This is a genomic window from Pseudaquabacterium inlustre (assembly GCF_038066595.1).
Lineage (GTDB): Bacteria > Pseudomonadota > Gammaproteobacteria > Burkholderiales > Burkholderiaceae_C > Pseudaquabacterium > Pseudaquabacterium inlustre.
The window spans coordinates 346,127-370,769 of record NZ_JBBUTH010000010.1 but is presented as its reverse complement, the minus strand read 5'-3'; the positions used below and the strand labels follow the sequence as shown (position 1 = coordinate 370,769).

22 protein-coding genes are annotated in these 24,643 nt (G+C 71.0%); 4 read left to right on the top strand and 18 right to left on the bottom strand.

The annotated features are described in order from the left end of the window. Window positions 1-7: 7 nt before the first annotated feature. The 4 genes from AACH10_RS22015 to AACH10_RS22000 all read right to left on the bottom strand — a co-directional run bounded on the left by AACH10_RS22015 (window position 8) and on the right by AACH10_RS22000 (window position 4,442). A complete protein-coding gene (locus tag AACH10_RS22015) occupies window positions 8-448 on the bottom strand; it encodes a response regulator (RefSeq protein ID WP_341412679.1) in 441 nt (146 codons plus the stop codon). After that, window positions 445-2,379 (bottom strand): ATP-binding protein, encoded by a 1,935-nt coding sequence (locus AACH10_RS22010; protein WP_341412677.1) that lies wholly within the window; start codon window positions 2,377-2,379, stop codon window positions 445-447. The genes AACH10_RS22015 and AACH10_RS22010 overlap by 4 nt, the downstream gene beginning before the upstream one ends. Further along, window positions 2,376-3,752, bottom strand: a complete 1,377-nt coding sequence (locus AACH10_RS22005; protein ID WP_341412676.1) for an ABC transporter substrate-binding protein — start codon at window positions 3,750-3,752, stop codon at window positions 2,376-2,378. The genes AACH10_RS22010 and AACH10_RS22005 overlap by 4 nt, the downstream gene beginning before the upstream one ends. Window positions 3,753-3,893: 141 nt before the next feature. Further along, window positions 3,894-4,442, bottom strand: coding sequence for a DUF2889 domain-containing protein (locus tag AACH10_RS22000; RefSeq protein ID WP_341412675.1), 549 nt, complete (start codon window positions 4,440-4,442; stop codon window positions 3,894-3,896). Between the two features lie 580 nt (window positions 4,443-5,022). Here AACH10_RS22000 and AACH10_RS21995 point away from each other — a divergent pair. Both AACH10_RS21995 and AACH10_RS21990 read left to right on the top strand, forming a co-directional pair. After that, window positions 5,023-6,912, top strand: coding sequence for an AMP-binding protein (locus AACH10_RS21995; protein WP_341412674.1), 1,890 nt, complete (start codon window positions 5,023-5,025; stop codon window positions 6,910-6,912). Between the two features lie 139 nt (window positions 6,913-7,051). After that, entirely contained in the window at window positions 7,052-7,372 is a 321-nt protein-coding gene (locus AACH10_RS21990; protein ID WP_341412673.1) for a c-type cytochrome, read from the top strand. Window positions 7,373-7,392: 20 nt separating this feature from the next. Here the strand turns inward: AACH10_RS21990 and AACH10_RS21985 are convergent, their stop codons facing one another. The 3 genes from AACH10_RS21985 to AACH10_RS21975 all read right to left on the bottom strand — a co-directional run bounded on the left by AACH10_RS21985 (window position 7,393) and on the right by AACH10_RS21975 (window position 10,102). Further along, window positions 7,393-8,124 (bottom strand): helix-turn-helix transcriptional regulator, encoded by a 732-nt coding sequence (locus AACH10_RS21985; RefSeq protein WP_341412672.1) that lies wholly within the window; start codon window positions 8,122-8,124, stop codon window positions 7,393-7,395. A 168-nt stretch (window positions 8,125-8,292) separates the two neighbouring features. Next, window positions 8,293-9,357: a helix-turn-helix transcriptional regulator gene (locus AACH10_RS21980; protein ID WP_341412671.1), complete on the bottom strand. Its 1,065-nt coding sequence runs from the start codon at window positions 9,355-9,357 to the stop codon at window positions 8,293-8,295. Window positions 9,358-9,466: 109 nt separating this feature from the next. Beyond that, window positions 9,467-10,102 (bottom strand): NAD(P)H-dependent oxidoreductase, encoded by a 636-nt coding sequence (locus tag AACH10_RS21975; protein WP_341412670.1) that lies wholly within the window; start codon window positions 10,100-10,102, stop codon window positions 9,467-9,469. Window positions 10,103-10,289: 187 nt separating this feature from the next. On the opposite strand from AACH10_RS21975, the gene AACH10_RS21970 reads away from it, so the two are divergent. Next, window positions 10,290-10,997, top strand: a complete 708-nt coding sequence (locus AACH10_RS21970; protein ID WP_341412669.1) for an HAD-IA family hydrolase — start codon at window positions 10,290-10,292, stop codon at window positions 10,995-10,997. Then, the gene (locus AACH10_RS21965) at window positions 10,994-13,105 is read left to right on the top strand and encodes a sialate O-acetylesterase (protein WP_341412668.1); all 2,112 of its coding nucleotides are present in this window, start codon (window positions 10,994-10,996) and stop codon (window positions 13,103-13,105) included. The genes AACH10_RS21970 and AACH10_RS21965 overlap by 4 nt, the downstream gene beginning before the upstream one ends. Window positions 13,106-13,136: 31 nt before the next feature. Here the strand turns inward: AACH10_RS21965 and AACH10_RS21960 are convergent, their stop codons facing one another. From AACH10_RS21960 to AACH10_RS21910, 11 genes are all read right to left on the bottom strand, one after another. Continuing rightward, window positions 13,137-13,970, bottom strand: coding sequence for a shikimate dehydrogenase family protein (locus AACH10_RS21960; protein ID WP_341412667.1), 834 nt, complete (start codon window positions 13,968-13,970; stop codon window positions 13,137-13,139). Window positions 13,971-14,069: 99 nt separating this feature from the next. Beyond that, window positions 14,070-15,479, bottom strand: coding sequence for an MFS transporter (locus AACH10_RS21955; protein ID WP_341412666.1), 1,410 nt, complete (start codon window positions 15,477-15,479; stop codon window positions 14,070-14,072). Between the two features lie 115 nt (window positions 15,480-15,594). Further along, on the bottom strand, window positions 15,595-17,328 hold the full coding sequence (locus tag AACH10_RS21950) for an FAD-dependent oxidoreductase (RefSeq protein WP_341412665.1): 1,734 nt from the start codon (window positions 17,326-17,328) through the stop codon (window positions 15,595-15,597). A 5-nt stretch (window positions 17,329-17,333) separates the two neighbouring features. Continuing rightward, the gene (locus tag AACH10_RS21945; RefSeq protein ID WP_341412664.1) at window positions 17,334-18,152 is read right to left on the bottom strand and encodes a sugar phosphate isomerase/epimerase family protein; all 819 of its coding nucleotides are present in this window, start codon (window positions 18,150-18,152) and stop codon (window positions 17,334-17,336) included. Then, complete coding sequence (locus AACH10_RS21940; protein WP_341412663.1) at window positions 18,149-19,042, bottom strand: sugar phosphate isomerase/epimerase family protein; 894 nt, start codon at window positions 19,040-19,042, stop codon at window positions 18,149-18,151. The genes AACH10_RS21945 and AACH10_RS21940 overlap by 4 nt, the downstream gene beginning before the upstream one ends. Beyond that, window positions 19,042-19,935 (bottom strand): VOC family protein, encoded by an 894-nt coding sequence (locus tag AACH10_RS21935; protein ID WP_341412662.1) that lies wholly within the window; start codon window positions 19,933-19,935, stop codon window positions 19,042-19,044. The genes AACH10_RS21940 and AACH10_RS21935 overlap by 1 nt, the downstream gene beginning before the upstream one ends. Window positions 19,936-19,954: 19 nt before the next feature. Further along, window positions 19,955-20,740 (bottom strand): ABC transporter ATP-binding protein, encoded by a 786-nt coding sequence (locus tag AACH10_RS21930; protein WP_341412661.1) that lies wholly within the window; start codon window positions 20,738-20,740, stop codon window positions 19,955-19,957. Between the two features lie 5 nt (window positions 20,741-20,745). Beyond that, complete coding sequence (locus AACH10_RS21925; protein WP_341412660.1) at window positions 20,746-21,492, bottom strand: ABC transporter ATP-binding protein; 747 nt, start codon at window positions 21,490-21,492, stop codon at window positions 20,746-20,748. Continuing rightward, window positions 21,489-22,463: a branched-chain amino acid ABC transporter permease gene (locus AACH10_RS21920; protein ID WP_341412659.1), complete on the bottom strand. Its 975-nt coding sequence runs from the start codon at window positions 22,461-22,463 to the stop codon at window positions 21,489-21,491. Before AACH10_RS21920 ends, AACH10_RS21925 begins: the two co-directional genes overlap by 4 nt. After that, on the bottom strand, window positions 22,460-23,335 hold the full coding sequence (locus AACH10_RS21915; RefSeq protein ID WP_341412658.1) for a branched-chain amino acid ABC transporter permease: 876 nt from the start codon (window positions 23,333-23,335) through the stop codon (window positions 22,460-22,462). Before AACH10_RS21915 ends, AACH10_RS21920 begins: the two co-directional genes overlap by 4 nt. Window positions 23,336-23,380: 45 nt before the next feature. Further along, window positions 23,381-24,544: an ABC transporter substrate-binding protein gene (locus AACH10_RS21910; RefSeq protein WP_341412657.1), complete on the bottom strand. Its 1,164-nt coding sequence runs from the start codon at window positions 24,542-24,544 to the stop codon at window positions 23,381-23,383. Window positions 24,545-24,643 lie beyond the last annotated feature (99 nt).

Here is a 24,643-nt window from a genome sequence, read left to right as displayed (position 1 = left end):
CGGGGCCTCAGCGGGCCTGGCAGGGCTCATTGGTGGCCAGCCAGTACACGCCCAGCCGGGCCACGGTCTCGGCGAAGTCGCCGAAGGCCAGCGGCTTGCGTACGAAGCTGTTGGCGCCACCTTCGTAGCTGGCCATGCGGTCGCTGTCCTCGTCCGACGAGGTCAGGATCACCACCGGCAGCAGCCGCGTGCGCGCGTCGGCACGCAGCCGCGACAGCACTTCCAGCCCGGTCAGGCGCGGCAGGCCGATGTCCAGCAACACCACGGTGGGCAGCGCGGGGCCGGGCCGGTCGGCGAATTCGCCTTCGCCGAACAGGTAGTCCAGCGCCTGCTGGCCATCGCGCACCACATCGACCCGGTTGGCCACGCGGGCACGGGTGAGGGCGCGCAGCGTCAGCAGTTCGTCCTGCGGGTTGTCTTCGACCAGGAGGATCACGCGTTCGCTCATGCGATCTCGCTTTCGGGCGGAAGCACTGTCGGCCGCTCCGCCAAGGTGAATCGGAAACAGGCCCCGGCGCCCACCGCCGACTCTGCCACGATGCGGCCACCGTGGCGCCGGATGATGCGCTGCACCGTGGCCAGGCCGATGCCCAGGCCGGGAAACTCGTCGTGCCGGTGCAGCCGGGCGAACACCTTGAACAGCCGTCCGGCGTGCGCCATGTCGAAACCCACGCCGTTGTCCTGCACACAGAACCAGGCCTCGCCGTCGATCTGGCGCTGGTCGAGCGCGATGCGCGCATCGGGCCGGCCGGCGGTGTACTTCCAGGCATTGCCCAGCAGGTTGGCCAGCACGGCGGCCAGCATGCGCCGGTCACCGCTGGCGCGCAGCCCGGGCGCGATGGCCACCGCCACCGTGCGCTGTGGCTCGGCGCGCCGCAGGTCGGCGACGGCGGTGGCCGCCAGTGCGCTGAGGTCGACCTCGGTGGCGCCCAGCGAGCCGCGCACGCTGCGCGACAGCGTGAGCAGGCCCTCGATCAGCTCGCCCATGCGCGCGCTGGCCTTGATGATCTGGTCGATGTCCTCGCGCGCGTTGGCGTCCAGCGCCGGGCCATGGTCTTCCAGCAGCGCCTGCGAGAAGCCGCTCATCGCGCGCAGCGGCGCGCGCAGGTCGTGCGAGACGGCGTAGGCGAACGCGTCCAGCTCGGCATTGGCGGCGCTGAGCTCGGCGGTGCGCGCCGCGACGCGCTGCTCGAGGTGGGCGTTCAGCTCGCGCAGCTGCGCCTGGGCGTGCTGCTGCTCGGCCAGCCGCCGGCTCAGCTCGGCATGCAGGGTCTGCAGCGCACGCGCCACTTCGGCCACCTCGTCGGCGCGCCGCGGTGCGATGGAGGCGAAGGCCGGCGGCTCGTCGCGCACCACGCGCAGCGCGGCGGCCGACAGCTCGCGGATCGGCCGTGCCACGCGGCCGGCCATCCAGATGCTCAGGGCGATGAAGGCCAGCGTGCCCAGGATGCCCAGCCACAGCAGCCGGCGCTGCAGTTCGCGCACGTCACCAAAGGCCAGGTTGGTGGGCTGGCGCACCAGCACCGTCAGGTCGGCGCCCGGTCCGATGGCGGTGCGGAAGCCGCGGTCGGGCGCGCCGCTGTCGTGCACCCAGGCGGTCAGGTGCGCGCCCTCGCCGGGCCAGTCCAGCACGCCCGGCGCGGGCAGGCGCGCCAGGTCCACCGGCAGCGTGCGGTCGAGCCACGGCGCGGCGCCCAGCAACACCCGGCCATCGCGGCCCAGCACCAGGCGCTGGCTGCCGGGCAGTGCGTCGTCGGCCGGCTGCAGGCCCTGGAACAGCGCGTCCAGCCAGTCCCAGCGCAGGCGCGCCACCAGCACGCCGCTGGCGCGGCCCTTCATGTCGACCAGGGGCACGGCCAGGTCGATCAGCGCTGGCGCGCGGCCGTCCACCAGGCCCAGCTGCGCGGTCAGCGGACCGGCCGGCCGGCGGGCGCCGATGTAGGGTGACTGGCGTGCCGGTGCGAACCAGGGCTCGGCGGCCAGGTCCTGGCCTTCCAGCAGGGCATTGGTGGCCACCTGCACCTGGCCGCGCGGGTCGACGATCGCCAGCCAGGCCAGCGCCGGCTGCTGGCTGCGCAGGTTCTCCAGCAGCAGCCGGGCATCTCCAGGCTCCACCAGGCCGCTGGCCAGCAGCGGGTGGGTGGCGGTGTCCTGCAGCTGCTGCAGGCGCTGGCGCAGCGCGTTGTCGAGCGTGCGCGCCAGCAGCAGGGCCTCGCGCCGCATGGCCTGGCCATGCTGGGTGGTGAGCTGGGCGCGCTGGGTGTGCTCCACCAGGCCGGCCGACAGCAGGGCCAGCGCGATGCCGCTGCCGCCGATCAGCAGCGCAAAGCGCGCGCGCAGGCTGCGCCGCGGGTGGAGCAGGGCCGCCAGTGGGTTCATCGCGCGGTCGCCCGTGCGGTGTCGCGGGTGGGGTCGTTGCGGTAGTAGCCGGCCTCGCGCATCTCGCGCTCGGCGGCCAGCTGGCCGGCCTTCAGGGCCTGTTCGACGCTGATGCGCCCGGCCAGCGCGGCGCTGATCTGCTGGCCCACGGCGATGCCGATGGTCTGGAACTCGGGGATCGCCGCGTACTGCACGCCCTGGTACGGGCTGCGCGGCAGCGTGCTGTCGGCGGGGTTCACGCTGTCGATGGCGCGCTTCTCGGCGGCGGCAAAGCTGGCCACGCGTCGGAACTCGGGGTGGGCATAGGTGGACTGCCGTGTGCCGGTGGGCACGGCGGCCCAGCCGCGTTCACGCGCGACCAGCGCGATGTACTCCTTGGACGTGGCCCAGGCCACGAAGCGCTGCGCCTGTGCCGCGCGCTGGCTGGCCGCCGGCACCGCCAGCGACCACGACCACAGCCAGTTGGCACCCTTGGGCGTGACCGCGTACGGCGCCTGCGCGAAGGCCACGCTGTGCGCCACCTTGCTGCTGCGCGCGTCGGACAGGAAGGACGCCGCGATGGTGGCGTCCACCCACAGCCCGCAGCGGCCGTCCTTGAACAGCGTGAGGATCTCGTTGTAGCTGTTGGCCGCCGAGCCCGGCGGGCCGAAGCGGGTGAGCAGGTCGACGTACAGCGACACCGCCTCGCGCCAGGGGCGGCTGTCGACCTGCGGCTGCCAGCCCATGTCGAACCACTGGCCGCCGAAGCCGTTGACCATCGTCAGCAGCAGGGCCATGTTGTCGCCCCAGCCCGGCTTGCCGCGCAGGCAGATGCCGTAGACGCCGTTCTTCGGATCGTGGATGCGCTCGGCCGCCTCGCGCACCTGGCGCCAGGTGGGCCGTTCGGGGAACTGGATGCCGGCCTTGTCGGTGAGGTCCTTGCGGTACATCAGCATCGAGCTCTCGCCGTAGAAGGGCGCGGCGAACAGCCGGCCGTCGATCGACAGACCGGCGCGGATGGCCGGCAGCAGATCGTCGACGTCATAGGCCGGGGGGGGCGTGATCGGCTGCAGCCAGCCCTTGCGGCCCCAGACCTGGGCCTCGTACATGCCGATGGTGAGCACGTCGTACTCGCCGCCGCCGCGGGCGATGTCGGTGGCCACGCGCTGGCGCAGCACGCCTTCCTCCAGCGTGACCCACTTGACGCGCACGTCGGGGTTGGCGCGCTCGAAGTGCGGCGTCAGGCGCTGCATCTCGATCATGTGGTCGTTGTTGACCGTGGCCACGACGATCTGCGTGCTGGCCCGGGCGCCGCCGCACAGCCCCAAGGCAGCGGCCAGCACGGCCAGGCCGGCGGCCTGCCACACACCACGACAAACCGAGATCGAGAACATGGTGACTCTCCCGTGCACCCAGGCCGCCGTCGCGGCTCCTCCCCCGGTGGTCGACACGGCTGGGCGGCCGCCCGAGTGTCGCCGCGGTGATGGGCGGTACCGGGCCCGAGGATTCCCTAGACGCCACCGCGGCGCCCGCGGTCAGGCTGTGTCGGGCTCGGGGCGGTGCCAGCGCGGGAAGAAGCGCGCGACCTGCGGCCCGGAAGACTTCAGGGCGTGACAGCCGTCGATGCTGAAGGGCTTGACGTCGGGCGACTGCGTCAGCTCGCTCCACATGGCCTGCAGCACCGCGCTGCCCATCGTGCCGGCCAGCTCGTTCATGTGGGTGCAGCCGGCGGTGCGGCCAAACAGGCGCTTGATCGCGTCCTTGTACCCGCGCGCCACCTGCACGCCGACCAGCTGCGCGTAGTCGGGGCCGATCGTGGCGCAGGCGCTGTCGTACGGACCGGCATCGGTGACGGCCTGCGCGGCCACGATGGTGGCGCTGCGGTCGACCGTGAGCCGCAGCCACATCGAATGCATCGGCTCGCCCGGCGCCAGCAGGCCGTCGGCCTTGCGCACCGGCTCGGGCCAGATGTCGGTGAGGTGGCCCTCGATGTCCCAAAGGCCATCGCTGCGGGCGTAGGAACGGACGGTGATGCTGCGCTGGTGCGAGGCTTGGCGGGGGCAGTCGGGAGGCGGCAGGGGCATGGAGCGACGGGGGACAGGGCCGGTGCGGCCGATGGAACGTGATCCAAGACTACACCGCGCGGCGTGCGCCGGCCGTCGCCAGCGGCACACGGAAGAAGAGGGGATGTGGCGCGCCGATAAACGAACTAACGCCTTGTTTTGCTCTTTGCCGTTGTTGCTGGGTCGCGGTGGTTGTTCGTTGTGCTGAAACATATCAGTGCCGTTAGTTCGTTTTATGTGATCGCCGAGATTCGGCGAGCCACACGGCGCGGGAAAGTCCCGCGGTCGGCCTCGATCGAGATGTCCCCACTGACGGTGGACAAGCCTGTGGAAAAGCTGTGGTCACGGTGCTGCAGGCCGCACCAGTGCTGGGTGTCAAGACCTTTGCCGCTTTCGTGGGCAGCGGCGGCGCGGATCGCGTCCTGCCACGAACGTCGGAACTGTCGCCACGGGGACGGGGTGATTGCGGGCCTGCCCGGATGCCAGCCTGCAGCCCCACGCCTAGCATGGGCCAATCCCGCTCGGCGCTGCCGTCGCAGACGTTCCGACACCCCCTCCCGGCCGCTCGCCGGCCCCGCCGCCTACCCTTGCAGGCCTGCCGATGACCCCCAACACCCCCGCCCACGGCGCCACACCGGCGCCTGACTTCCGTCCGATCGACTGGCTGCCGCGCGACATCGCGGTCGAGCGACGCGCCGATGGCGTGGTCGTGCTGCGTTCGAACACACCTTTGCAGCCCTATGCGCCACACCTGCCCTCACTGCTGGCCCGGTGGGCCACCGAGCGTCCCGACCGCACCTGGCTGGCCCAGCGCCGCGGCCCGGAACGCCAGTGGCGCAAGCTGTCGTACAGCGAAGCCAAACAACAGGTGGACAGCCTCACCCAGGCGCTGCTGGACCTGAACCTCGCGCCCGGCCGGGTCGTCACCATCCTGTCGGGCAATTCGCTCGAACACGCGCTGCTCACGCAGGCCGCCATGCAGGCGCGCCTGCCGGTGGCGCCGATCTCGCCGGCCTACTCGCTGATGAGCCAGGACCACGCCAAGCTGAAGTACCTGTTCGGCCTGGTGCAGCCGGCGGTCGTGCTGGTGCAGGACGGCCCGATGTTCCAGAAGGCGCTCGACGCGCTGGACCTGCGCGGCGTCACCGTGCTGCATGTCGAGCGCCCGCCGCAGCTGCCCGAGGGTTGCACGCCCAGCCGCGCGTTCGAGACACTGGCTCGCACACCGGTCACACCGGCCGTGGCGGAATCGATCGCCGCCATCACACCCGACACCACCGCCAAGCTGCTGTTCACCTCGGGCTCCACCGGCATGCCCAAGGCGGTGATAAACACGCAGCGCATGATGTGCGCGAACGTGGCGCAAAGCAGCCAGGTGCGCCGCCCCACGGCCGACCACCACCCGGTCTACCTCGACTGGATGCCGTGGAACCACACGATGGGCGGCAATGCGCTGTTCAACGCCCTGCTCAACGAGGGCGGCACGCTCTACATCGACGACGGCCGACCACTGCCCGGCCAGATCGAGGAGACGCTGCGCAACCTGCGCGAGGTCTCACCCACCTACTACGCCAATGTGCCCGCCGGCTATGCGGCGCTGGCCGCCGCGATGGAAAAGGACAGCGCGCTGTGCGACAACTTCTTCCGCAACCTGCGCATGATGGCCTACGGCGGCGCGCGCCTGCCCGATGACCTGTACGAGCGCATGCAGGCGCTGGCCGTGCGAAGCACCGGCCACCGCATCGTGTTCTACACGGGCTGGGGATCCACCGAAACCGCCCCCACCTCCACCGGCACCTACTGGAACACCGAGCGTGTGGGCCTGATCGGCCTGCCGTTCCCTGGTGTCGAGCTCAAGCTGCTGCCCACCGCCGGCGGCAAGTACGAGCTGCGGCTGCGCGGCATCAACGTGACCCCGGGCTACTACGGCCGGCCCGACCTCACGCAAGCCGCCTTCGACGAGGAGGGTTTCTACAAGATCGGCGACGCCGGCAGCTTCGTGAACCCCGACGACCCGGCCCAGGGCCTGATCTTCTCGGGCCGCGTGGCCGAGGAGTTCAAGCTCACCACCGGCACCTTCGTGCATGTGGGCGAGCTGCGCACCGCCGCCATTGCCGCGGCGTCCCCGGTGCTGCTGGACGCGCTGGTGGCCGGCCAGGACCGGCCCTTCGTTGCCCTGTTGGCCTGGCCCAACCTGCACGCCTGTCGGCAGCTGATCGGCGACCCCGAGGCGGGCTTCGACACGGTGGTGGCCCATCCGGCCGTGCGCGAGCGCGTGCGCGCCGGCCTCAGCGCCCACAACGCCGAGGCCGCGGGCGCCAGCAGCATGCGCGTGGCGCGCGTGCTGCTGATGACCGAGCCGCCTTCGATCGACGGCAACGAGCTGACCGACAAGGGCTACATCAACCAGCGCGCCGGCCTGGACCGGCGTGCCGCCTTGGTCGAGCGCCTGTACGCCGACACCCCCGATGCCGAGGTGATGGTGCTCTGAATCCCGACGACGTGGACAGGGCGCCGGCCCGGCCTGCCGTGGGCATGGCGATTGCACCGGGGGCAACCCGCCGATGCCGGGCGGTCCCACGCGCCGCCGCGGCCCCCGAATCCATCCACGTTCTTCAGGAGCAACCCGCATGAACCACCCCATTTCGAGACACGCACTGGCCGCCATCGGTGTCACGCTGTCGCTGTTTGGCGCAAGTGCCCAGGCCAACACCGGCACCGAGGTCTACAAGAAGGCCTGCGCCATGTGCCACGACGTGGGCCTGGCCAACGCGCCCAAGTTCGGCGACAAGGCCGCCTGGGCACCGCGCCTGGCCAGCGGCCGCGACGCACTGGTCACCTCGGCCATCAAGGGCAAGGGCGTGATGCCGCCCAAGGGCGGCTCCACCGCGCTCAGCGACGACGAGGTCAAGGCCGCCGTCGACGCCATGCTCGCGTCGGTCAAGCCCTGAGCGCAGCGCGGCAGCCGCCTTCAGCTGGCGCGCCGCCAGCACAGCCCGGCCATCGGCGGCAGTGCCGCCACGCGCTGCAGCAGCCGCCGGATGCTGGGCGCGCCCACCTTCTCGCGGATGGCCGCGATCTGCGTGCGCACCGTCGAGATCTTCACCTGCCCCTGGGCGGCGATCTCCTGGGGTGTGCAGCCATCGCACAGCGCATCCAGCACCGCGCGCTCCGACTTGGTGAGTTGATGCTCGCTGTCGAAGAACTGGCGCGACAGCCGCACCGCACCGCGCTCGGCGCCCAGCATCAGCAACGCCACCGGCGCCGCGCCGGTCCCGTCGGCCTCGGCCACGCGGATCGGCGCCACGCCCAGTGACACCGCGCGCTCCCCGGCCTGCAGGGTGACCAAGGCCCACTGCCCGCGCGCGGCATGGCGCAGCGCCGTGTGCAGGCGCAGGGCCTCGGCGGCCGGCAGCGCCGCCAGCAGGCCATCGGCCGGCTGGCCGGTGGCCGGCAGCACCAGCGGCAGGCCTTCGCGGCACTGCTGCACCGCCGCCGCGTTGGCGTGCAGCACATGCCCCTCGGCGTCCACCAGCACCAGGCCGCAGCCCAGCGCATCCAGCACCCCGGGCAGCAGGCCGTCCAGCGCCACCACCCCGGCCGGTCGCGCCTGCGCCCGGCCGGCCCCGTGCAGCGCCGCGCCCGCGGCCATCCTCTCCAACGCCTCCAAACGGGCGACCGCGCCTTCCTGAACCGTGTACATGCTTGTTCTCCCGCAGGTGGCAGCCCGCCGTCGGCCGGCACATCCCTCCTGCCAGGACATGATGGCCAGCCGCCCCCGGGCGCGTCCCTACCCGCCAAGGTAGGGACCAGCGCGCCGCCCGCCGCCCACGGACCTTCTTCTAGGGGGACGCCGGCGAAGCCAACGGCCTCAACCGTCCTGGCGCGCGCTGACCGCCTCGCCCAGCACCCGCGCGATGGCGCTGCGCTCATGCACGCCCAGCCGTGCGAACACCTGCTTGGCGTGGTACGCCGCCGTGTTGCCGCTGACGCCCAGCTGCTCGGCGATCTCGGCATTGCTGTGCCCGCGCGCCATCAGCACCGCCACCTCGCGCTGTTGTGGCGACAGGCCCAGGGCCGCCGCGCCCTGCGCCAGCCGCAGGGGCTCGGCGGCCAGCCGCGACAGCCGCAGCGCCACGGCCTGCGCTCCGTCGCCGCTGTGCAGGCTGTGTCGCCGGAAGGCAAAGCGACCCCAGCTGGTCACCACCTGGTGGATGGCCTGGGGCGCGCTCTGCACGGCCGCCAGCACCGCCGCCACGAAGCGCGGCAGCGTCTCGCGCTCGGCCAGCGCCGAGGCCGGCGCGATCGCATTGCCATGCGCCAGACGGATCAGGCGCGACCAGTTCTCGTCGGCCCACAACTCATGGCCCTCGGGCGTCAGCACGGCCAACGCTTCCTCGATGGCCTGGTCCTGCAGCGCATGCGGCGCCACCGGCGACGGCACCGCCAGGCCGTGGCCCAGGTAGTGCAGCACGCCGGCCAAGGTCTGCTCGTCGGCGTCCGAGAACGGTGGGGCGTCAGGTCCGCGGTACAGGCTCAGCTGCCCCAGCACCTGGCCCTGGTGGCGCACGATGGCGTACAGCAGCTGGGCAATGCCCAGCGGCAGCAGCACGTCGCGGCCATAGGCGCTGGCCAGTTCGTCGGCGCCCATCGAGCGGCGGCTGGTCGGCCGCGGTGCGGCCACCCGCGCCAGGTACTGGCGGCGGAACTGCTCGTTGCTGTGCCGGTCATGAAAGCCGGCCATCGCGTTGGGCGGCAGCATGCGCTCGGCGTACAGGTTGGTGATGCCGCCACGCTCGTCACAGAAAAAGAAGCCGGCGTGATCGGCCGGCACCAACTCGCGCAACACCGGCAGCAGCGACGGCAGCAGCAGCGGCGCCGGCAGGCCCAGGTGGCACAGCTGGCGCAGGGTGACGCGCGCGGGGTGTTGGCTCATCGGCATGGCGGCGGCAAGCGCCGCGACGGCTGGCGGCCGCCGCAGCATAGCCCGCCGCCGCGCCGCACGCCCTACCTGAACGCGTAGGGTCGGCGGCGCCGCGGGCCGGTCACTTCACTTCCGACACGAACTGCTCGCGCGGACGGCGCACCTTGGCCAGCTTGACCAGCCAGTCGCCGTCTTCCTGGCGGTAGCCCAGCGGCAGGATGGTGACGCTGCGCAGGCCGCGCGCACGCAGCCCCAGGATCTCGTCGAGCTTGGCGGGGTCGAAACCTTCCATCGGCGTGCAGTCCACGCCTTCCTCGGCTGCGGCCAGCATGGCCACACCGAAGGCGATGTAAGCCTGGCGTGCCGCGTGCTGGAAGTTCACCTCGGCATCGCGCTTGGGGTAGGTGTTCAGCAGCATCTGGCGGTAGTTTTCCCAGCCCTCGTTGCGGAAGCCGCGCACCTCGTTCGTGTAGTCGAACATGTGGTTGATGCGCTCGGGCGTGTAGTGGTCCCAGGCCGCGAACACCAGCAGGTGCGAGCCCTCGGTCACCTGCGCCTGGTTCCAGGCGATCTCGCGGATCTTGGCGCGCACCTCGGGGCTGGTGACCACGATCACCTCGAAGGGCTGCAGCCCGCTGGAGGTGGGCGCCAGGCGCGCCGCCTCGATGATGCGGTCGACCTTGTCCTGCGGCACAGCGCGGGAGGGGTCCATCTTCTTGGTGGCGTAGCGCCAGTTCAGGGTCTCGATCAGGTTCATGCGGTGCCCCGGCCTGCGGGGTGGTTGGACTGCGATGCGCCGCATTGTGGGCAGGCCGTGCATGGCCTCGCTGCTGCAGAACGATACCGACTGTGGTACCCGTGCGCGCGCCGCACGGCCCGCGCTGGCGCAGCGCCGACAATGCCGCGGCGGCGGCCCTGGTCGCCGTGCCCGACATCAGCCCGCCATGCCCATGCCCCTTGCTCCGTCGCCCGCGCCCCAGGCCGGCCTGCCCATCACCGCCGTCATCTTCGACATGGACGGCCTGCTGCTCGACACCGAGGGCTTCTACACGCAGAGCACGCAGGCCATTGCCGGGCGCTTCGGCAAGGTGTTCGACTGGCGGCTCAAGCAGCACACGCTGGGCCTGGGTGCGCTGCCGTTCGCGACGATGATCGTGCAGGCGCTGGAGCTGCCGATGACGCCGCAGGACTTTCTGGCCGAGCGCGAGCCGATGCTGGAGCAGCTGTTCGTGCAGGCCGAGGCCATGCCGGGTGCCGAGGCCCTGGTGCGCCACCTGGCCGCGCACGGCGTGCCCATCGCCGTGGCCACCAGCTCGCGCCGGCACTATGTGGACCTGAAGACGCAGCGCCACCGCGACTGGTTCGCGCTGTTCGATGCCATCGTCACGCCCGACGACCCCGAGGTGCATGCCGCCAAGCCGGCGCCCGACCTGTACGCGGTGGCAGCGCGCCGCATCGGCGCCGACCCGGCCCGCACGCTGGCCTTCGAGGATTCGCCCAACGGCGTGCTGTCGGCCGTGGCCGCTGGTCTGCGCGCCATCGCCGTGCCCGATCCGGCCATGGACCGCAGCCGCTACACCGAGGCCACGGCCATCCTGGATGGTTTGCAGCACTTTCGCCCGCAGGACTGGGGCCTGCCGGCAATGGCATGACCCGCCCGCCTGGCACCTGGTGTTGCGGCGCCACGGCGGGCCGGGTGGCCGGTGCCGCGCTGGCGCTGCATGCCCTGGCCGCGCTGGCGGTGGCGCCGGCCCTGGCGCAGCCGGCCGTGCCGCCGGCCGCCGGGGCGCACCCCACCACCACGCTGCGCCTGGCCCGCGTGTTCGGCGAGCACATGGTGCTGCAGCGCGGACAGCCCATCGCGCTGTGGGGCTGGGCCGCGCCGGGCCACCAGGTGATTGCCACGCTGGCCGGCCACAGTTCGCAAGCCCGCGTGGCCCGCGACGGCCGCTGGCGCCTGCAACTGCCTGCGCTGCCAGCCGGCGGCCCGCATCGGCTGGATGTGCGTGCAAAGGGTCCGGCAGGTCAGGGCGCTGAAACCCTGCAGCTCAACGACCTGCTGATTGGCGATGTGTGGCTGGCCGGCGGCCAGTCGAACATGGCCTGGCCGCTGGCCGAGTCACAGGACGGCGTGGCCGAAGCGGCGGCGGCCGATGCGCCCAGCCTCCGCGAGATGCGCGTGCCCAACGTGGCCGCGTTGCGGCCGCAGGCCGATCTGCCCGACGGCGCCCGCTGGCAGGTGGACAGCCCGGCCACGGCCGGCGGTTTCAGCGCCGTGGGCTGGCACTTCGCGCGGCGCTGGCAGGCCACGCAGCCGCGCCTGGCCGACGGCCAGCCGGTGCCGGTGGGCCTGATCACCACGGCCTGGAACGGCAGCCACCTGGAAACCTGGCTGCCGCGCGAGGCTGCCCTGCGCCGCCCCGATCTGGCCGACGCGGTGCGCGCCACGCCGGCCGAGGCCAGTGAGTTCCGCCGCGCCCGCCTGGCCGCGCTGGGCGCCGTGGTGCAGCGCTGGCAACCGGGCCTGCCCTGGCAGGACGTGGACAGCCGCGACTGGATGTCGCCCACATTGGACGATGGGGCGTGGCCCCAGCTGCAAACGCCCGGCCCCTGGGAAGGCCAGGGCCTGCCCGGCGTGGATGGCGTGGTGTGGCTGCGCCGCAGTGTCACGCTCAGTGCCGAGCAGGTGACCGGTGCGGCGCAGCTGAGCCTGGGTGCAGTGGACGACTGCGACGACACCTACGTCAATGGCCAGCGCGTCGGCGGCCAGTGCGGCTGGGATCTGCCGCGCCGCTACACGCTGCCGCCCGGCCTGCTAAAGCCCGGCCGCAACGTGCTGGCCGTGCGCGTCACCGACACCGGCGGGGGCGGCGGCCTGCATGGCGATGCCGCCTTGCTGCGCCTGGACACGCACGCCGCCCCGGTGCCGCTGGCCGGCGCCTGGCGTGCCCGCGTGGCCCAGCTGGCCGTGGCCGATGCACCCACCGCCAACGACGCGCCGGCGCTGGCCCACAACGCCATCCACCAGCCGCTGCAGGGCCTGCCGCTGCGCGGCGTGCTGTGGTATCAGGGCGAGAGCAATGTGCCGCGCGCGGCGGCCTATGCCAGCCTGTTGCGCGACTTCATCACCGACTGGCGCCAGCGCTGGGGCCAGCCGGCGCTGCCCTTCTACTGGGTGCAGCTGGCGGCCTTTCGTCCGCTGGCCGACAACGATGTGAACCGCGCGCCCTGGGCCGAGCTGCGCGAAGCCCAGCGCCAGGCCCTGGCGCTGCCGCACACCGGCATGGCCGTGGCTACCGACGTCGGCGACGAACTCGACATCCACCCGCGCGACAAGCGCACGGTGGGCCAGCGCCTGGCCGCGCTGGCGCTGCACGATGCCGGCCTGGGCCCCCGCGGCGCCGAGGCGCCTACCGGGCCGCAGCTGCGCGATGTGCAGCGCCAGGGCCACACGCTGGTGGCGCGCTTCACGCACACCGCCGGTGGCCTGGCCACGCGCCCGGCCGGCTCAGCCCTGCAGGGCCTGAGCATCGCCGGCGTCGATGGCCGCTTCGTGCCGGCGCAGGGTCGCATCGACGCTGAGAAAGGCGACCGCCTGATCGCCTGGAGCGACGCCGTGCCACAGCCCCGCTGGCTGCGCTACGGCTGGGTGGACAACCCGGCCCAGGCCAACCTGGTGGATGGCCGCGGCCTGCCGGCCTCGCCCTGGCGCAGCGACGCGCTGCCGCTGGTGACGAGGGGCGTCGGCTTCGCGCCTTGAGCTTGGAGAACCGGGCCGCGCCGCACGGCCCTCAATAGCTCAGCCGCGCCACCGCCCGCAGGTTCTCCGCCGTCGTGCTGGGCAGCCCGAAGAACTCCAGGTACGCCGGGATCTGCTCGAACAGCATGTCCGAGCCCACCTGGTAGCGGCAGCCGCGCGCACTGGCGGCATTCAGGAAGGCGGTCATCTCGGCCTTCATCACCACCTCGCCGACGAAGGCCTCGGGCGCGATGCGCGAGACGTCCATCGGCATCGCGTCGCCGTCGTTCATGCCCATCGGCGTGGCGTTGACCACCAGGTCGAAGCCGGCAGGGTCGTTGTGGCCGGTGATGACCTCCAGATCCGGATAGGCCTGCGTCAGCCGCTGGCCCAGACCCATGGCCGATTCAGGCCGCGCATCGAACAGTGCCAGCACCGCCACGCCGGCCGCGGCCAGCGACGCCGCGATGGCCGAGCCCACGCCGCCATTGCCCACCACCAGGGCTCGCGCACCGGACAGCGTGCAGCCCTTGCGGCGCAGGCCGCGGACAAAGCCTTCGCCGTCGAACATGTCGCCCTGCAACTGGCCCTCCGGCCCGCGGCGCACGGCATTGCACGAGCCGGTGACGCGCACCGTCGGCGTCATTTCGTCCAGCAGCGCCACGGTGGCCACCTTGTGGGGCATGGTGATCAGTGCACCGCGCAGGTTCTCCAGCGTGAACAGCGACCTCAGCAGCGCCGGGTAGGGGCCGGGCTGGCAGCCCATGGGCACCACCACCGCGTCGATGCCGGCCTGCTCGAAGTACGGGTTGTAGATCATCGGCGACTTGAAGGTGTGGGTCGGCCAGCCGATGTGGGCGATGAGGGCGGTGCTGCCGCGGATCATGAGAAACCTTTGGAATGCAGACGAGGGGTCAAGAGGCCGTCGCGGGCGGCTGGGCGCAGTGCCGCCCTGTGCCCGCGTTGCAGCTTCGCTCGCGCCCCGTCAGGTGAACACGCGGCTGCCACCGCCCTGGCCCAGGGCTTCGCGGCGCAGGCGCAGGTACTCGTCCCTGGCCACACCGCGCACGGCGGGGTTGCCCAGGTCGTTCATGTGCACGCGGTAGGTCTCGCGGGCCGTCCAGGCGGCGAAAGCGGCCACGCAGCAGATGGCCAGCGTGATCGACCCCACCACCCACGGGATGCCGGCCGCGCCGGGAGGCGCCACCGCCACGAACAGCGCCGGCAGCATGGCCGTGGCGGCCGTGCCCAGGTTCTGGGAGATGGCCATGCCCGACACCCGGGTGCGCGTGGGGAACATCTCGGGGTAGAAGCTGGGGAACACGGCGTTGTAGCCTTGGTACACCACGCCCCACATCAGCAGCGACATGGCGATGGCCAGCGGCACGTGGTGGATGCTGATGGCGTACAGGTAGCCGTAACTCAGCAGGCCCGACAGCAGCGCGCCCGAGATGATCAGCGGCTTGCGGCCCACCTTGTCGGACCAGTTGCCGACAAAGGGGATCACCGCCACCGCGACGATGTTGCCCAGCACCGGGATCCACAGGTACACGTCCTTCTCGAAGCCGATGCCGTAGCCCGGCTGCACCGCATAGGCGGCGCCGAAGATCGTGGTCACCACCGGAATCACGTTCATCAGCGAGCAGCACACCACGCGCAGCATGTCGCGCCAGCTCTCGGTGATGGCCTGCACCACCGGCGCCTTGGGCACGGCGCGCTGCTGGCCTTCCTCGGCGAAGGCCGGCGTCTCGTCGACCTCGCGGCGGATGATCCAGCCGGCCACGATGACCAGGAAGCTCAACAGGAACGGGATGCGCCAGCCCCAGCCGAGGAAGGCCTCCTTGTCCATGTAGTGCGCCAGCGGCAGGAACACGGCCGCCGCCAGGATCTGCCCCGCCTGCACGCCCTGCAGCGTGAAGCTGGCGTAGAAGCCACGGCGGCCGAACGGCGCATGCTCCAGGATCATCGAGCTGGCACCCGAGATCTCGCCGGCCACGGCAAAGCCCTGCACCAACCGCAGCAGCACCAGCAGTGCCGGTGCCCACAGGCCCACCTGGTCGTAGGTGGGCAGCAGGCCCACGGCGATGGTCGACAGACCCATCAGGAACATGCAGGTGATCAGCACCGTCTTGCGGCCATGGGTGTCGCCCCAGTGGCCCAGCACGAAGGCACCGATGGGCCGCGCCACATAGCCCACGCCGTACGTGGCCAGCGAAGCGATGATGGCCACCTTGGGATCGCCCTTGGGAAAGAAGATCTGCGGAAAGATCAGCGACGCCGCGGTGGCGTAGATGAAGAAGTCGTAGTACTCGAGGGCAGAGCCGATCCAGCCGCTGGCGGTGGCCTTGTTGGCCTGGTGCTTGCCGCGCGGCTCGTGTTCGGTGAGGCTTGACATGGGGGTCTCCGGTTCGGGCCGCCAATGTAGGCAGCGCCACCGCCTCGGCCCAGGGCTGCCGCACGCGTTTGCGCGCTGATCGCGCAGGCCGGTCGCCCTGCGCACAGAACACGGGTTAACCCTGAACCTGTCCTGCGGCGTGCAGACCGGCGATGTGGCCGAAGGTCATCGCCGGCCCCAGGTTGATGCCACCCGAGGGGTAGTGGCCGCCCATCACGCTGGCCTGGTCGGTGCCCACGGCGTACAGGCCCGGCACCACGCTGCCATCGGCGCGCAGCACGCAGGCCGAGACATCGGTCTTCAGCCCGGCAAAGCAGCCGAAGCTGCCAGGCAGCACCTTCACGGCGTAGAACGGGGCTTGCGCAATGGGCGCCACGCACGGGTTGGGGCCGGTGTGGCGCGCATCGCCGCTGCGCCGGTTGAACGGCGTGCGCCCGCGACCGAAGGCGGGGTCCTCGCCCAGCCGCGCATGGTGGTTGAAGGCGCGCACGGTGTCGGCCAAGCCGGCTTCGTCGATGCCGCAGGCGCGCGCCAGTGCGTCGATGGTCTGCCCGCGCTTCAGGTAGCCGCTGAGCAGGTGGCCGCCCAAAGGCAACGGGAACGGCCGCACATGGCCCAGACCGTAGCGCCGGATGAAGCGGTGATCGCACACCAGCCACGAGGCCACCTCCTGGCCCGGCGGCACACGGGCGATCATGGCCGCGGTGTAGTCGTGGTAACCGTCGGCCTCGTTGACGAAGCGCCTTCCATCGGCCAGCACGCCGATCACGCCGGGCTTGCCGCGGTCGATGATGTGCGGAAAGTGGCCCACCGTGCCATCGGCATGCGGCACGCGCGACACCGGCGCCCAGGCCACCGGCGCGGCCAGCTCGGTGTCCAGCACGCCGCCGGCCGATTCACCCAGCGTGATGCCGTCACCGCTGCAGCCGGGGGGAGGCAGCGGCAGGTGCTCGTCGCCACGCGGCGCGCGGGGCACCAGGGCGCGGCGGCGTGCCAGGTCGTGCGAGAAGCCGCCAGCCGCCAGCACCACCCCGCGTGTGGCGTGGATGACCCGCTCACCCTGGGCACTGTCGACCACGGCGCCGCACACGCGCCCGCCCTCGATGCGCAAGCGCCGCGCCGGCGCGCTGGTGAGCATCTGCACGCCCAGCCGCTCGGCCGACAACGCCAGCCGCGCCACCAGCGCCACCCCGTTCACCAGTTGCATCGCGCGGCCGTGCAGCGCCAGATCGACCAGATGGCGGCTGACACGCCGCGCCACGTGCACGAACGACCGGACCGAGCGCGTCAGGCTGAGGAACGCCGCCAGATCGGCCCCCGCCATGATGGGCATGCCGATGAACGAGGTCTCACGCATCGTGGGCCGCAGCCGGTGGATCAGCGGGCCCAGCGTGCGGCCATCCAGCGGCGCGGCCGCCACCTGATGGCCCTGCGTGCCGGCGCCCGGCAGGTGGCTGTGCATGTCGGGGATGGCGTTGCCATCCACCCATTGCAACGCGGTGTGCTGCTCGAAGAAGCCCACCATCGGCCCGCAGTGCGCCAGAAAGGCATCGACCCGCGCGGCGTCGAAATGCTGCCCCAGCGCATGCTGCAGGTAGGTGCGGGGTTGCTGCAGGTCTTCATGGATGCCGGCGCGCTGCGCCAGTGGGTTGCCGGGCACCCACAGCCAGCCGCCCGACCAGGCGGTGGCGCCGCCCAGTTGCGCATCCTTCTCGACCAGGATCACCTTCAGGCCGTGGTGGGCGGCTGTGACGGCGGCGGCGAGCCCTGAAGCCCCCGAGCCAATCACCAGCAGATCGCAGCTCAATTCAGCGGCTGTCGTCGCGCCAGGCGCTTGCGCGTGGCTCATCGCGTTCAAACGGCTTCAGCCGTCGCCACCACCCGCTTGGCCGCCGCCAGCGCACGCCGGGCGCGTTCCACCGCGCCCACGGTCTTGGCCAGCGTGGCGGTGGGCACCTCCAGGCTGATCGGCAGCGTGGCCGGCACTGCGCGCAGCAGGCCCACCAGATCCAGCCCGCCATCGCCGGGAAACCGGCGCTCGGCACGCGCCTCGGCCAGCACTTCGGCCTCGGTCGCAGGCATGGCGGCGGGCACATCGCCCAGCTGCAGATAGCGCAGATGGTGAGCGGGCATGGCCGCGATGTCGGCAATGCGGCTGCCCGATCGGCTGAGGTGGAACGCATCGATCAGCACGGCGCCATTGGGCTGGCCCGCGGCTGCCACGATGCGCGCCGCCTGCGTCAGGTTCTTCGCATCGGTCCACGACATGAACTCGAGGTTGGCCCCCAGCCGGTAACGCGCCGCCAGTTCGCACAGCACGGCAAAGCGCTCGGTCAGGCGCGCCTCATCGGGGTCGTTGCCGGCCACCAGCAGCTCGCTGGCACCCAGGCGTGCCGCGGTGGCGATGGCCGGCTCGCAGTCGGCCACCACGGTTTCGGGCTTCAGGCGGAAGATCTCGGCATCCAGCACCTGCACGCCGGTGTCGGCCAGGCGGCGCAGCACCTCGCGCAGCAGCGGCGTGTCACCCACCAGGTCGTACTGCGGTTCGGTGGGCGTGGCCGGCAGCAGGCGGATGCCCACATGGCTGTAGCCGGCCTCGGCCGCGCACCTCACCATTTCGGGCGGCGTCAGCTCCAGCACCGTGAGGGCCGCCAGCGAATAGGCGCGGCTCATCGGGCGAGTCGCATGCGATTCGGCAGCGGCACCGAGCGCCGCAGCACCTGCTCGCCCAGCCACTCGGCCGAGGCGCGGGCGCGCTGCGCCACCAGCGGCAGCGGCATCTGCTGGTAGTCGTCGTTGAAGACCTCGAAGCTGTAGTCGCCGCGGTAGCCCAGCGCCGCCAGCCGCGTCACCAGGTCGGCCACCTGCACGCTGTGCACGCCTTCACCCGGAAACACGCGGAAGTGCCGCGCCGTGGTGATGCGCTCCTCCACCGAGCGGATCTCCTGCCACATGAAGTCGGCCAGCTGCACCAGGAAGATCTTGCGCGGGTCCAGCATGTCCAGCTCGTCCAGCGAGGTCTGCGTGGCGAAAGCATGGAAGCTGTCCAGTCCCAGGCCCAGGTTGGGCGCGTCGGCGCGGCACACCACGTCCCAGGCGGTGGTGAACTCGTTGATCGTGCGGCCCCAGCTCAGGCCCTCGAACGCCACCTTGATGCCCAGCGGCACGGCCAGCATGGCCAGCTTGCGCAGGTCCTTGGCGATGGCGTCCAAATCTTGCGTGGCATGTTGGCTGACGGATGAGCAGGCCAGCAGCACCGGCGCGCCCAGCGCCCGCGCCATCTCCAGCATCGACTTGGCCATGTCCACCTTGTAGTCGTGCAGGTGGCCCGACAGGCCTTCGAAGTCACGCAGCACCTGGAAGCCGGTGACGCGCAGCCCGCTGGCCTTGACCAGGCGCACGGCCGCATCCACACCGCCCTCGTGGCCGACGATGTCGTTGGCCTTGAGCATCACCTGGCTGAAGCCCGCCTCGCGAATGGCCGTCAGCTTGGCCCCCAGCGATCCCGCCAGGGTGATGGTGTCCATGCCGAAGTCGTCGAAGTTGCCCGTGGTGCGCGACATCACAGGCTCCGCTCGTCGTGCACCAGCTCGAACATCACGCCGCCCAGCCAGCTCTTGGTCAGTGCGCCGCGCTGCGCGGCCGCGGCATCGCCGTTGCCCTGCACGAACTCCACACCACGCTCGCGCAGCGCGGCCACGGCGGTCGGCACATCCAGCGCGCCCAGGCCCATGCGCTGCAGCGTCTCGTCGCCTTCCACGTCCACGATGCCCGGCTCGGGCTCGATCAGCTGCAGGTAGAAGCTGTTGCACGGGCTTTGCAGGATGCGGCCCTTGGGCAGGATGCCGAAGCGCTGGCTGTCGGGCAGCTCGTGGAAGTCGAACAGCTCGCGGTAGAACTCGGTCCAGTCGTCCAGCCGGTCGGTGCCGATGTACTGCACGATGCCGAACCAGTGCAGGCCGGCCAGCGCCGGCGGATGGCGATCGACCGTGGGGATGGGCACGAAGTCCACGTCCCAGATGCTGAATTCCTTGTAGCGGTCGACGAAGTAGATGCGGCTGGCGCCCACGCCGTGGATGGCGGGGATGTTCAGCTCCATCACCTCCACGCGGGTGGGCACCGCCCAGGCGCCACGGTCGAGCGCGCGCTGGTAGGCGGTGGCCGCGTCACGCACGCGCAAGGCCACGGCGGTGATCACCGGCGTCTCGGTGGGCTGGCTGTGCTGCGGCCGGGCGCTCACATGGGCGTTGATGACCACGTTCATCGTGCCCTGGCGGTACAGCAGCACCTCGCGCGAGCGGTGCCGCGCCACGGGGCGAAAGCCCATCATCTCCAGCACCTGGCCCAGCGCCTGCGGGCGGCTGGTGGCGTACTCGATGAACTCGATGCCGTCCAGGCCCAGCGGGTTGGGTACGTCGTTGAGGGCTTCGCGGTCGTGCGCGGTCGGGTGGCTCATGGGGTGTCCTTGCGTGGGTTCATGCGGAGGCGGCCGTGACGGCCGGGGCGGCTGGCGCGCTGTGCGCGGCGCCCAGGAACAAGCGCTCGATGTGCGGGTCGTTGAGCAGTTCGTCGGCGTCCTTGTGCAGCACCAGGCGGCCCGATTCGAGCGCGATGGCCTCGTCGGCCATCTTCAGCGCGCTCTTCACGTTCTGCTCCACCATCAGCACCGTGGTGCCCTGGTCGGCCAGCTGGCGCAGCAGCCTGAACACGTCCTGCACCACCAGCGGGCTCAGGCCGATGGACGGCTCGTCGATCAGGATCACCTGCGGGCGCAGCAGCAGCGCGCGGCCCACTTCCAGCTGCTTCTGCTCGCCACCCGACAGCGACGCCGCGGCCGAGTGCAGCCGCTCCTGCAGGCGCGGAAAGCGTGCCAGCACCTCGGGGATGCGCTCGTGCGTGGTCTTCATGCCCAGCGTGATGCCGCCCAGCTCCAGGTTCTCGTAGACCGAGAGCTGGCCGAACAGGTTGCGCCCCTGCGGCACGAAGGCGATGCCGTGCTGCACCAGCAGTGCCTTGGCGCTGGCGCCGGTGATGTCCCGCCCGTTCAGGCGGATGGCGCCCGAGCGCACCTTCAGCAGGCCGAACAGGGTCTTGAGCACGGTGCTCTTGCCAGCGCCATTGGGGCCCAGCAGCAGCGTGATCTTGCCGCGCTTGGCCGCGAAGATCAGGCCGTTGAGGATCATGAACTCGCCGTAGCCGGCGAGCACGTTGTCGAACTCGATGGCGATGTCGCGCTTGTCTTGCGGATCGTGGTTTGCCATGCCGCTCAGCTCCCCAGGTAGGCGTCGAGCACCTGCTTGTTGGCGCGGATCTCGGCCGGCGTGCCGATGGCCATCACCTGGCCCTCCACCATCACCATGATGCGGTGGCAAAGGTCCATCACGAAGTCCATGTTGTGCTCGATGACGACGAACGATCCGCTGCGCGTGCGGTTCAGGTCCTTCAGCAGGCTGCTGATGCCGCCCACCAGGCTGGGGTTCACGCCGGCGCAGGGCTCGTCCAGCAGCACCAGGGCCGGCTCGCTCATGAAGGCCATGGCGATGTCCACCAGCTTCTGCTGTCCGTAGCTCAGCTCGCCGGCACGCTTGTGGGCCACGTGCCGGATGCGGAACTGATCGATCAGCGCATCGGCCTTGGCGCCCAGGCCCGAGTCGCCCGGCGCGAACATGCGGCTGAACATCGAGCCGCGGTGCTCCTGCGCGGCCACGATCAGGTTGTCGCGCACACTCATCTTGCCGAAGACCTGCAGCGTCTGGAACGTGCGGCCCACGCCCAGGCGGTTCAACTGCATCGGGCTGCGGCCGGTGATGTCGCGCCCGTTCAGCGCGATGCGGCCCTCGTCGGGCGTGATCTGGCCCAGCACGCTGTTGAACATGGTGGTCTTGCCCGAGCCGTTGGGCCCGATGACGCCGAAGATCTCGCCCGGCATCACCCGGAACGACACGCCGCCCACCGCCTGGATGGCGCCATAGGCCTTTTTCAGGCCGGAAACTTCCAACACGGGCTTGGTCATGCGGCACCTCCGGGGATCGAGGCGGCTGCCGCGGCACGCGCCTGGCGGCGCGCACGCAGGCGGTCCGGAATGCTCAGCAGGCCGTCGGGCAGCCACAGCATCAGCAGCACCACGGCGCTGCCGAACACCGCCAGATACCAGCCCTGGGCGAAGCGCAGCCACTCGGGCAGCAGCACGCCCACGGCCGAGCCCAGCACCGGGCCGAAGAAGTAGCCCGGTCCGCCCACCACCACCATCAGGTACATCATGATCGACGCGCCCACGGTGAACGGCGCCGGCTCGATGAACTGCACCAGCGACGCGAACAGCGCGCCGGCCACGCCGGCATACACCGCACCGATGGCGAACGACAGCAGCGTGTAGGCCTGGATGTGCACGCCCAGCGACTCGGCACGGATCGGGTTGTCGCGCAGCGCCGTGAAGGCCTTGCCCCAGGGCGAGCGCAGCAGGCCCCACTGCAGGGCCGCCAGCAGCAGCGTCACCGCCAGCACGAAGTAGTAGTAGGGCAGGGCCCCCTCGAGCGACACACCGGGCAGCGACGGTCGCGCGATGTTGTTGATGCCGAAGGTGCCGCCGGTCAGCCACTCCTCGTTGCGCATCACCAGCCACACCGCGGTGTTGAAGCCCAGGGTGGCGAAGGCCAGGTAGATGGTCTGCACGCGCAGCGCCGGAAAGCCCAGCGCCAGACCGATGACGAAGCAGCCCAGCCCCGCCAGCGGCAGGCCCAGCCAGAAGCTGAAGCCGGCCTTCATCACGATGGCCACGGTGTAGGCGCCGATGCCGAAGAAGGCGGCATGGCCCAGCGACTTCTGCCCCGCATAGCCCACGGTGAGGTTGAGGCCCATGTTGGCCACCACGTACACCAGCCACATCGACAGCAGGTACACGCCGTAGTTCTTCAGCAGCGGGGGCACGGCCAGCAGCAGCACGGCCGCGGCGGCCAGCAGCAGGTTGCGGACGGTGGCGTTCATACCTTGCGCTCCACCTTCCTGCCCAGCAGGCCCTGGGGCTTGAACAGGATCACGCCCATGAAGATCACCAGCGCCACGGCGTCCTTGTAGACCGGCGAGATGTAGGCCGCGGCGAGGTTCTCGCACACGCCCACGATCACGCCGCCCAGCAGCGCGCCGCGGCTGTTGTTGAAGCCGCCGATGATGGCGGCGAAGAAGGCCTTGTTGCCCAGGCCCTCGCCCATGTCGAACTTGGCCAGGTAGGTGGGCGTGACCAGCAGCGCCGCGGCGCAGGCCAGCAAGGCGTTGATCGCGAAGGTATAGAACACCATGCGCGGCACGTCGATGCCCAGCACCGTGGCGCTCTCGGTGTTCTGCGCCACGGCCTGCATGGCGCGGCCGGTGACCGTGCGCGACAGGAAGGCCTGCGTGCCCAGCACCAGGGCCAGGGCCAGGGCCATGGTGCCCAGCTCGGGCAGCGTGATCGTCACGCCGGCGATGTTGAAGAGCTTGTCCGGAAACAGGCTGGCGAACGGGTGCGCCTCGGCGCTGTAGCCCGCCCGCACGCCGTTGCGCATGGCGATCGACAGGCCGATGGTGGCCACCACGATGGGCATCATGCCGTGCCTGAGCAATGGGTCGGCGATGCCGCGCTTGAAGCCCCAGCCCAGCAGCACCACGGCCACCATGCAGGCGGCGCCGAAGGCCAGCAGCAGCGGCAGCCCCAGCGCGGCAAAGCCCAGCATCAGGAAGGCCGGCAGCATCACGAACTCGCCCTGAGCGAAATTGATGGTGCCCGAGGCCTGCCACAGCAGCGTGAAGCCCAGCGCTGCCAGCGCGTAGATGCTGCCGGTGGCGATGCCGGAGAACAGCAGTTGGAGGAAGTCGGTCATGGCCGAGACTCGTTGCCGGTCCGCGTGCGTTCGCGTCGCGGCGGCTTACTTCTTGGCCGCAGCCGACAGCGCCGGCAGCACGTCACGCACCACCTGGCGGCCGTCCTTCACCTCCACCAGGAAGCTCTCGCGGTCGAGGTCGCCCTTGTCGTCGACGCTCACATCCATCAGCACGCCGGGCTCCTTGGCGGCGCTGACCTTCAGGCCGTGCATGGCCTTGGTGAGCGCAGCGCGGTCGATCTTGCCGGCCTTCTCGATGCCGGCCTTCATCAGGTACACGCCGGTGTAGCCCTTGATGCCGTTGTGATCGGGGATGTACTTGTAGGCTTGGTAGAACTGGGCCTTGAACTTCAGCATCAGCGGGTTGGGCGCGTCCACGGTCAGGCCCACATGGGCCACGGCGCCGTTGGCAGCGTCGCCCGCCAGCTCGATGACCTTTTGCCCGGTGAGCGTGGTCTCGCCGACGATGGGCTTGTTCACGCCCTGCTTGCGCAGCTCGCGCAGCGCGCGCGCCGACTCCTCCTCGTTGGTGTAGACGAAGATCGCGTCGGCACCGCTCTGCTTGGCCTTGAGCACGGGGGCCGAGAAGTCGACCTGGCCGGCCTCGGTGGAGATGTCGGCCACCACCTTGGCGCCCAGCTCGGTGAGGGCCTTGCCCACCATGTCACGGCCGCCCTTGCCGAAGTCGTTGTTCACGAAGATCACCGCCACCGTCTTGGCCTTCAGGTTGTTGGCGATGTAGCGCGCCACCTTGGGCATGGAGGTGGCCTGGCCGAAGCTGGTGCGGAACACGTAGGGGTTGCCCTGGGCCGTGATCGATGCGGCCTCGGCGCCGGTGAAATTGGGCACCTCGGCGCGGCGGGTCTCGCCCATGCTGACGATCATCGAGCCCGAGAAGCCGGGGCCGAACACGGCGAACACGTTGTCGTCCACCGCCTTTTGCGCCAGGCCCTTGGCCACGCCCGGGTTGCTTTGCGTGTCGGCGTGCGTGACCTCGATCTTCTTGCCCAGGATGCCGCCGGCGGCGTTGATCTCCTTGATGGCCAGGTCCATGCCGTTCTTGAAGTTGTTGCCGGCGGTGGCGCCGCCACCCGACAGTTCCTGCAGGCTGGCGATCTTGATCGTGGCCTGGGCCTGGGCGCCGGTGGCAGCCAGCAGGGCGGCAAGGGCCACGGCCTGGATGATCCGGGGGCGGCGAAGGATGGGCATGTCGTGTCTCCTGGCGGTGTCGTTCGGTGTGTGCGCTGGGCCGGCGGCGGCCCGGGCCCGCCCGGCCAGGGAGGGCCGGACGGCCGGCGTCCGACACCA

Bases quoted from the DNA above. Each gene is read 5' to 3' on its own strand.
- AACH10_RS22005 (WP_341412676.1), bottom strand. From the start codon at position 3,752: ATGTTCTCGATCTCGGTTTGTCGTGGTGTGTGGCAGGCCGCCGGCCTG.
- AACH10_RS21935 (WP_341412662.1), bottom strand. From the start codon at position 19,935: ATGAGCCACCCGACCGCGCACGACCGCGAAGCCCTCAACGACGTACCC.
- AACH10_RS21955 (WP_341412666.1), bottom strand. From the start codon at position 15,479: ATGTCAAGCCTCACCGAACACGAGCCGCGCGGCAAGCACCAGGCCAAC.
- AACH10_RS21940 (WP_341412663.1), bottom strand. From the start codon at position 19,042: ATGTCGCGCACCACGGGCAACTTCGACGACTTCGGCATGGACACCATC.
- AACH10_RS22010 (WP_341412677.1), bottom strand. From the start codon at position 2,379: ATGAACCCACTGGCGGCCCTGCTCCACCCGCGGCGCAGCCTGCGCGCG.
- AACH10_RS21920 (WP_341412659.1), bottom strand. From the start codon at position 22,463: ATGAACGCCACCGTCCGCAACCTGCTGCTGGCCGCCGCGGCCGTGCTG.
- AACH10_RS21915 (WP_341412658.1), bottom strand. From the start codon at position 23,335: ATGACCGACTTCCTCCAACTGCTGTTCTCCGGCATCGCCACCGGCAGC.
- AACH10_RS21925 (WP_341412660.1), bottom strand. From the start codon at position 21,492: ATGACCAAGCCCGTGTTGGAAGTTTCCGGCCTGAAAAAGGCCTATGGC.
- AACH10_RS21965 (WP_341412668.1), top strand. From the start codon at position 10,994: ATGACCCGCCCGCCTGGCACCTGGTGTTGCGGCGCCACGGCGGGCCGG.
- AACH10_RS21930 (WP_341412661.1), bottom strand. From the start codon at position 20,740: ATGGCAAACCACGATCCGCAAGACAAGCGCGACATCGCCATCGAGTTC.
- AACH10_RS21975 (WP_341412670.1), bottom strand. From the start codon at position 10,102: ATGAACCTGATCGAGACCCTGAACTGGCGCTACGCCACCAAGAAGATG.
- AACH10_RS21980 (WP_341412671.1), bottom strand. From the start codon at position 9,357: ATGAGCCAACACCCCGCGCGCGTCACCCTGCGCCAGCTGTGCCACCTG.
- AACH10_RS21985 (WP_341412672.1), bottom strand. From the start codon at position 8,124: ATGTACACGGTTCAGGAAGGCGCGGTCGCCCGTTTGGAGGCGTTGGAG.
- AACH10_RS21945 (WP_341412664.1), bottom strand. From the start codon at position 18,152: ATGAGCCGCGCCTATTCGCTGGCGGCCCTCACGGTGCTGGAGCTGACG.
- AACH10_RS21995 (WP_341412674.1), top strand. From the start codon at position 5,023: ATGACCCCCAACACCCCCGCCCACGGCGCCACACCGGCGCCTGACTTC.
- AACH10_RS21970 (WP_341412669.1), top strand. From the start codon at position 10,290: ATGCCCATGCCCCTTGCTCCGTCGCCCGCGCCCCAGGCCGGCCTGCCC.
- AACH10_RS22015 (WP_341412679.1), bottom strand. From the start codon at position 448: ATGAGCGAACGCGTGATCCTCCTGGTCGAAGACAACCCGCAGGACGAA.
- AACH10_RS21960 (WP_341412667.1), bottom strand. From the start codon at position 13,970: ATGATCCGCGGCAGCACCGCCCTCATCGCCCACATCGGCTGGCCGACC.
- AACH10_RS21990 (WP_341412673.1), top strand. From the start codon at position 7,052: ATGAACCACCCCATTTCGAGACACGCACTGGCCGCCATCGGTGTCACG.
- AACH10_RS21910 (WP_341412657.1), bottom strand. From the start codon at position 24,544: ATGCCCATCCTTCGCCGCCCCCGGATCATCCAGGCCGTGGCCCTTGCC.
- AACH10_RS21950 (WP_341412665.1), bottom strand. From the start codon at position 17,328: ATGAGCCACGCGCAAGCGCCTGGCGCGACGACAGCCGCTGAATTGAGC.
- AACH10_RS22000 (WP_341412675.1), bottom strand. From the start codon at position 4,442: ATGCCCCTGCCGCCTCCCGACTGCCCCCGCCAAGCCTCGCACCAGCGC.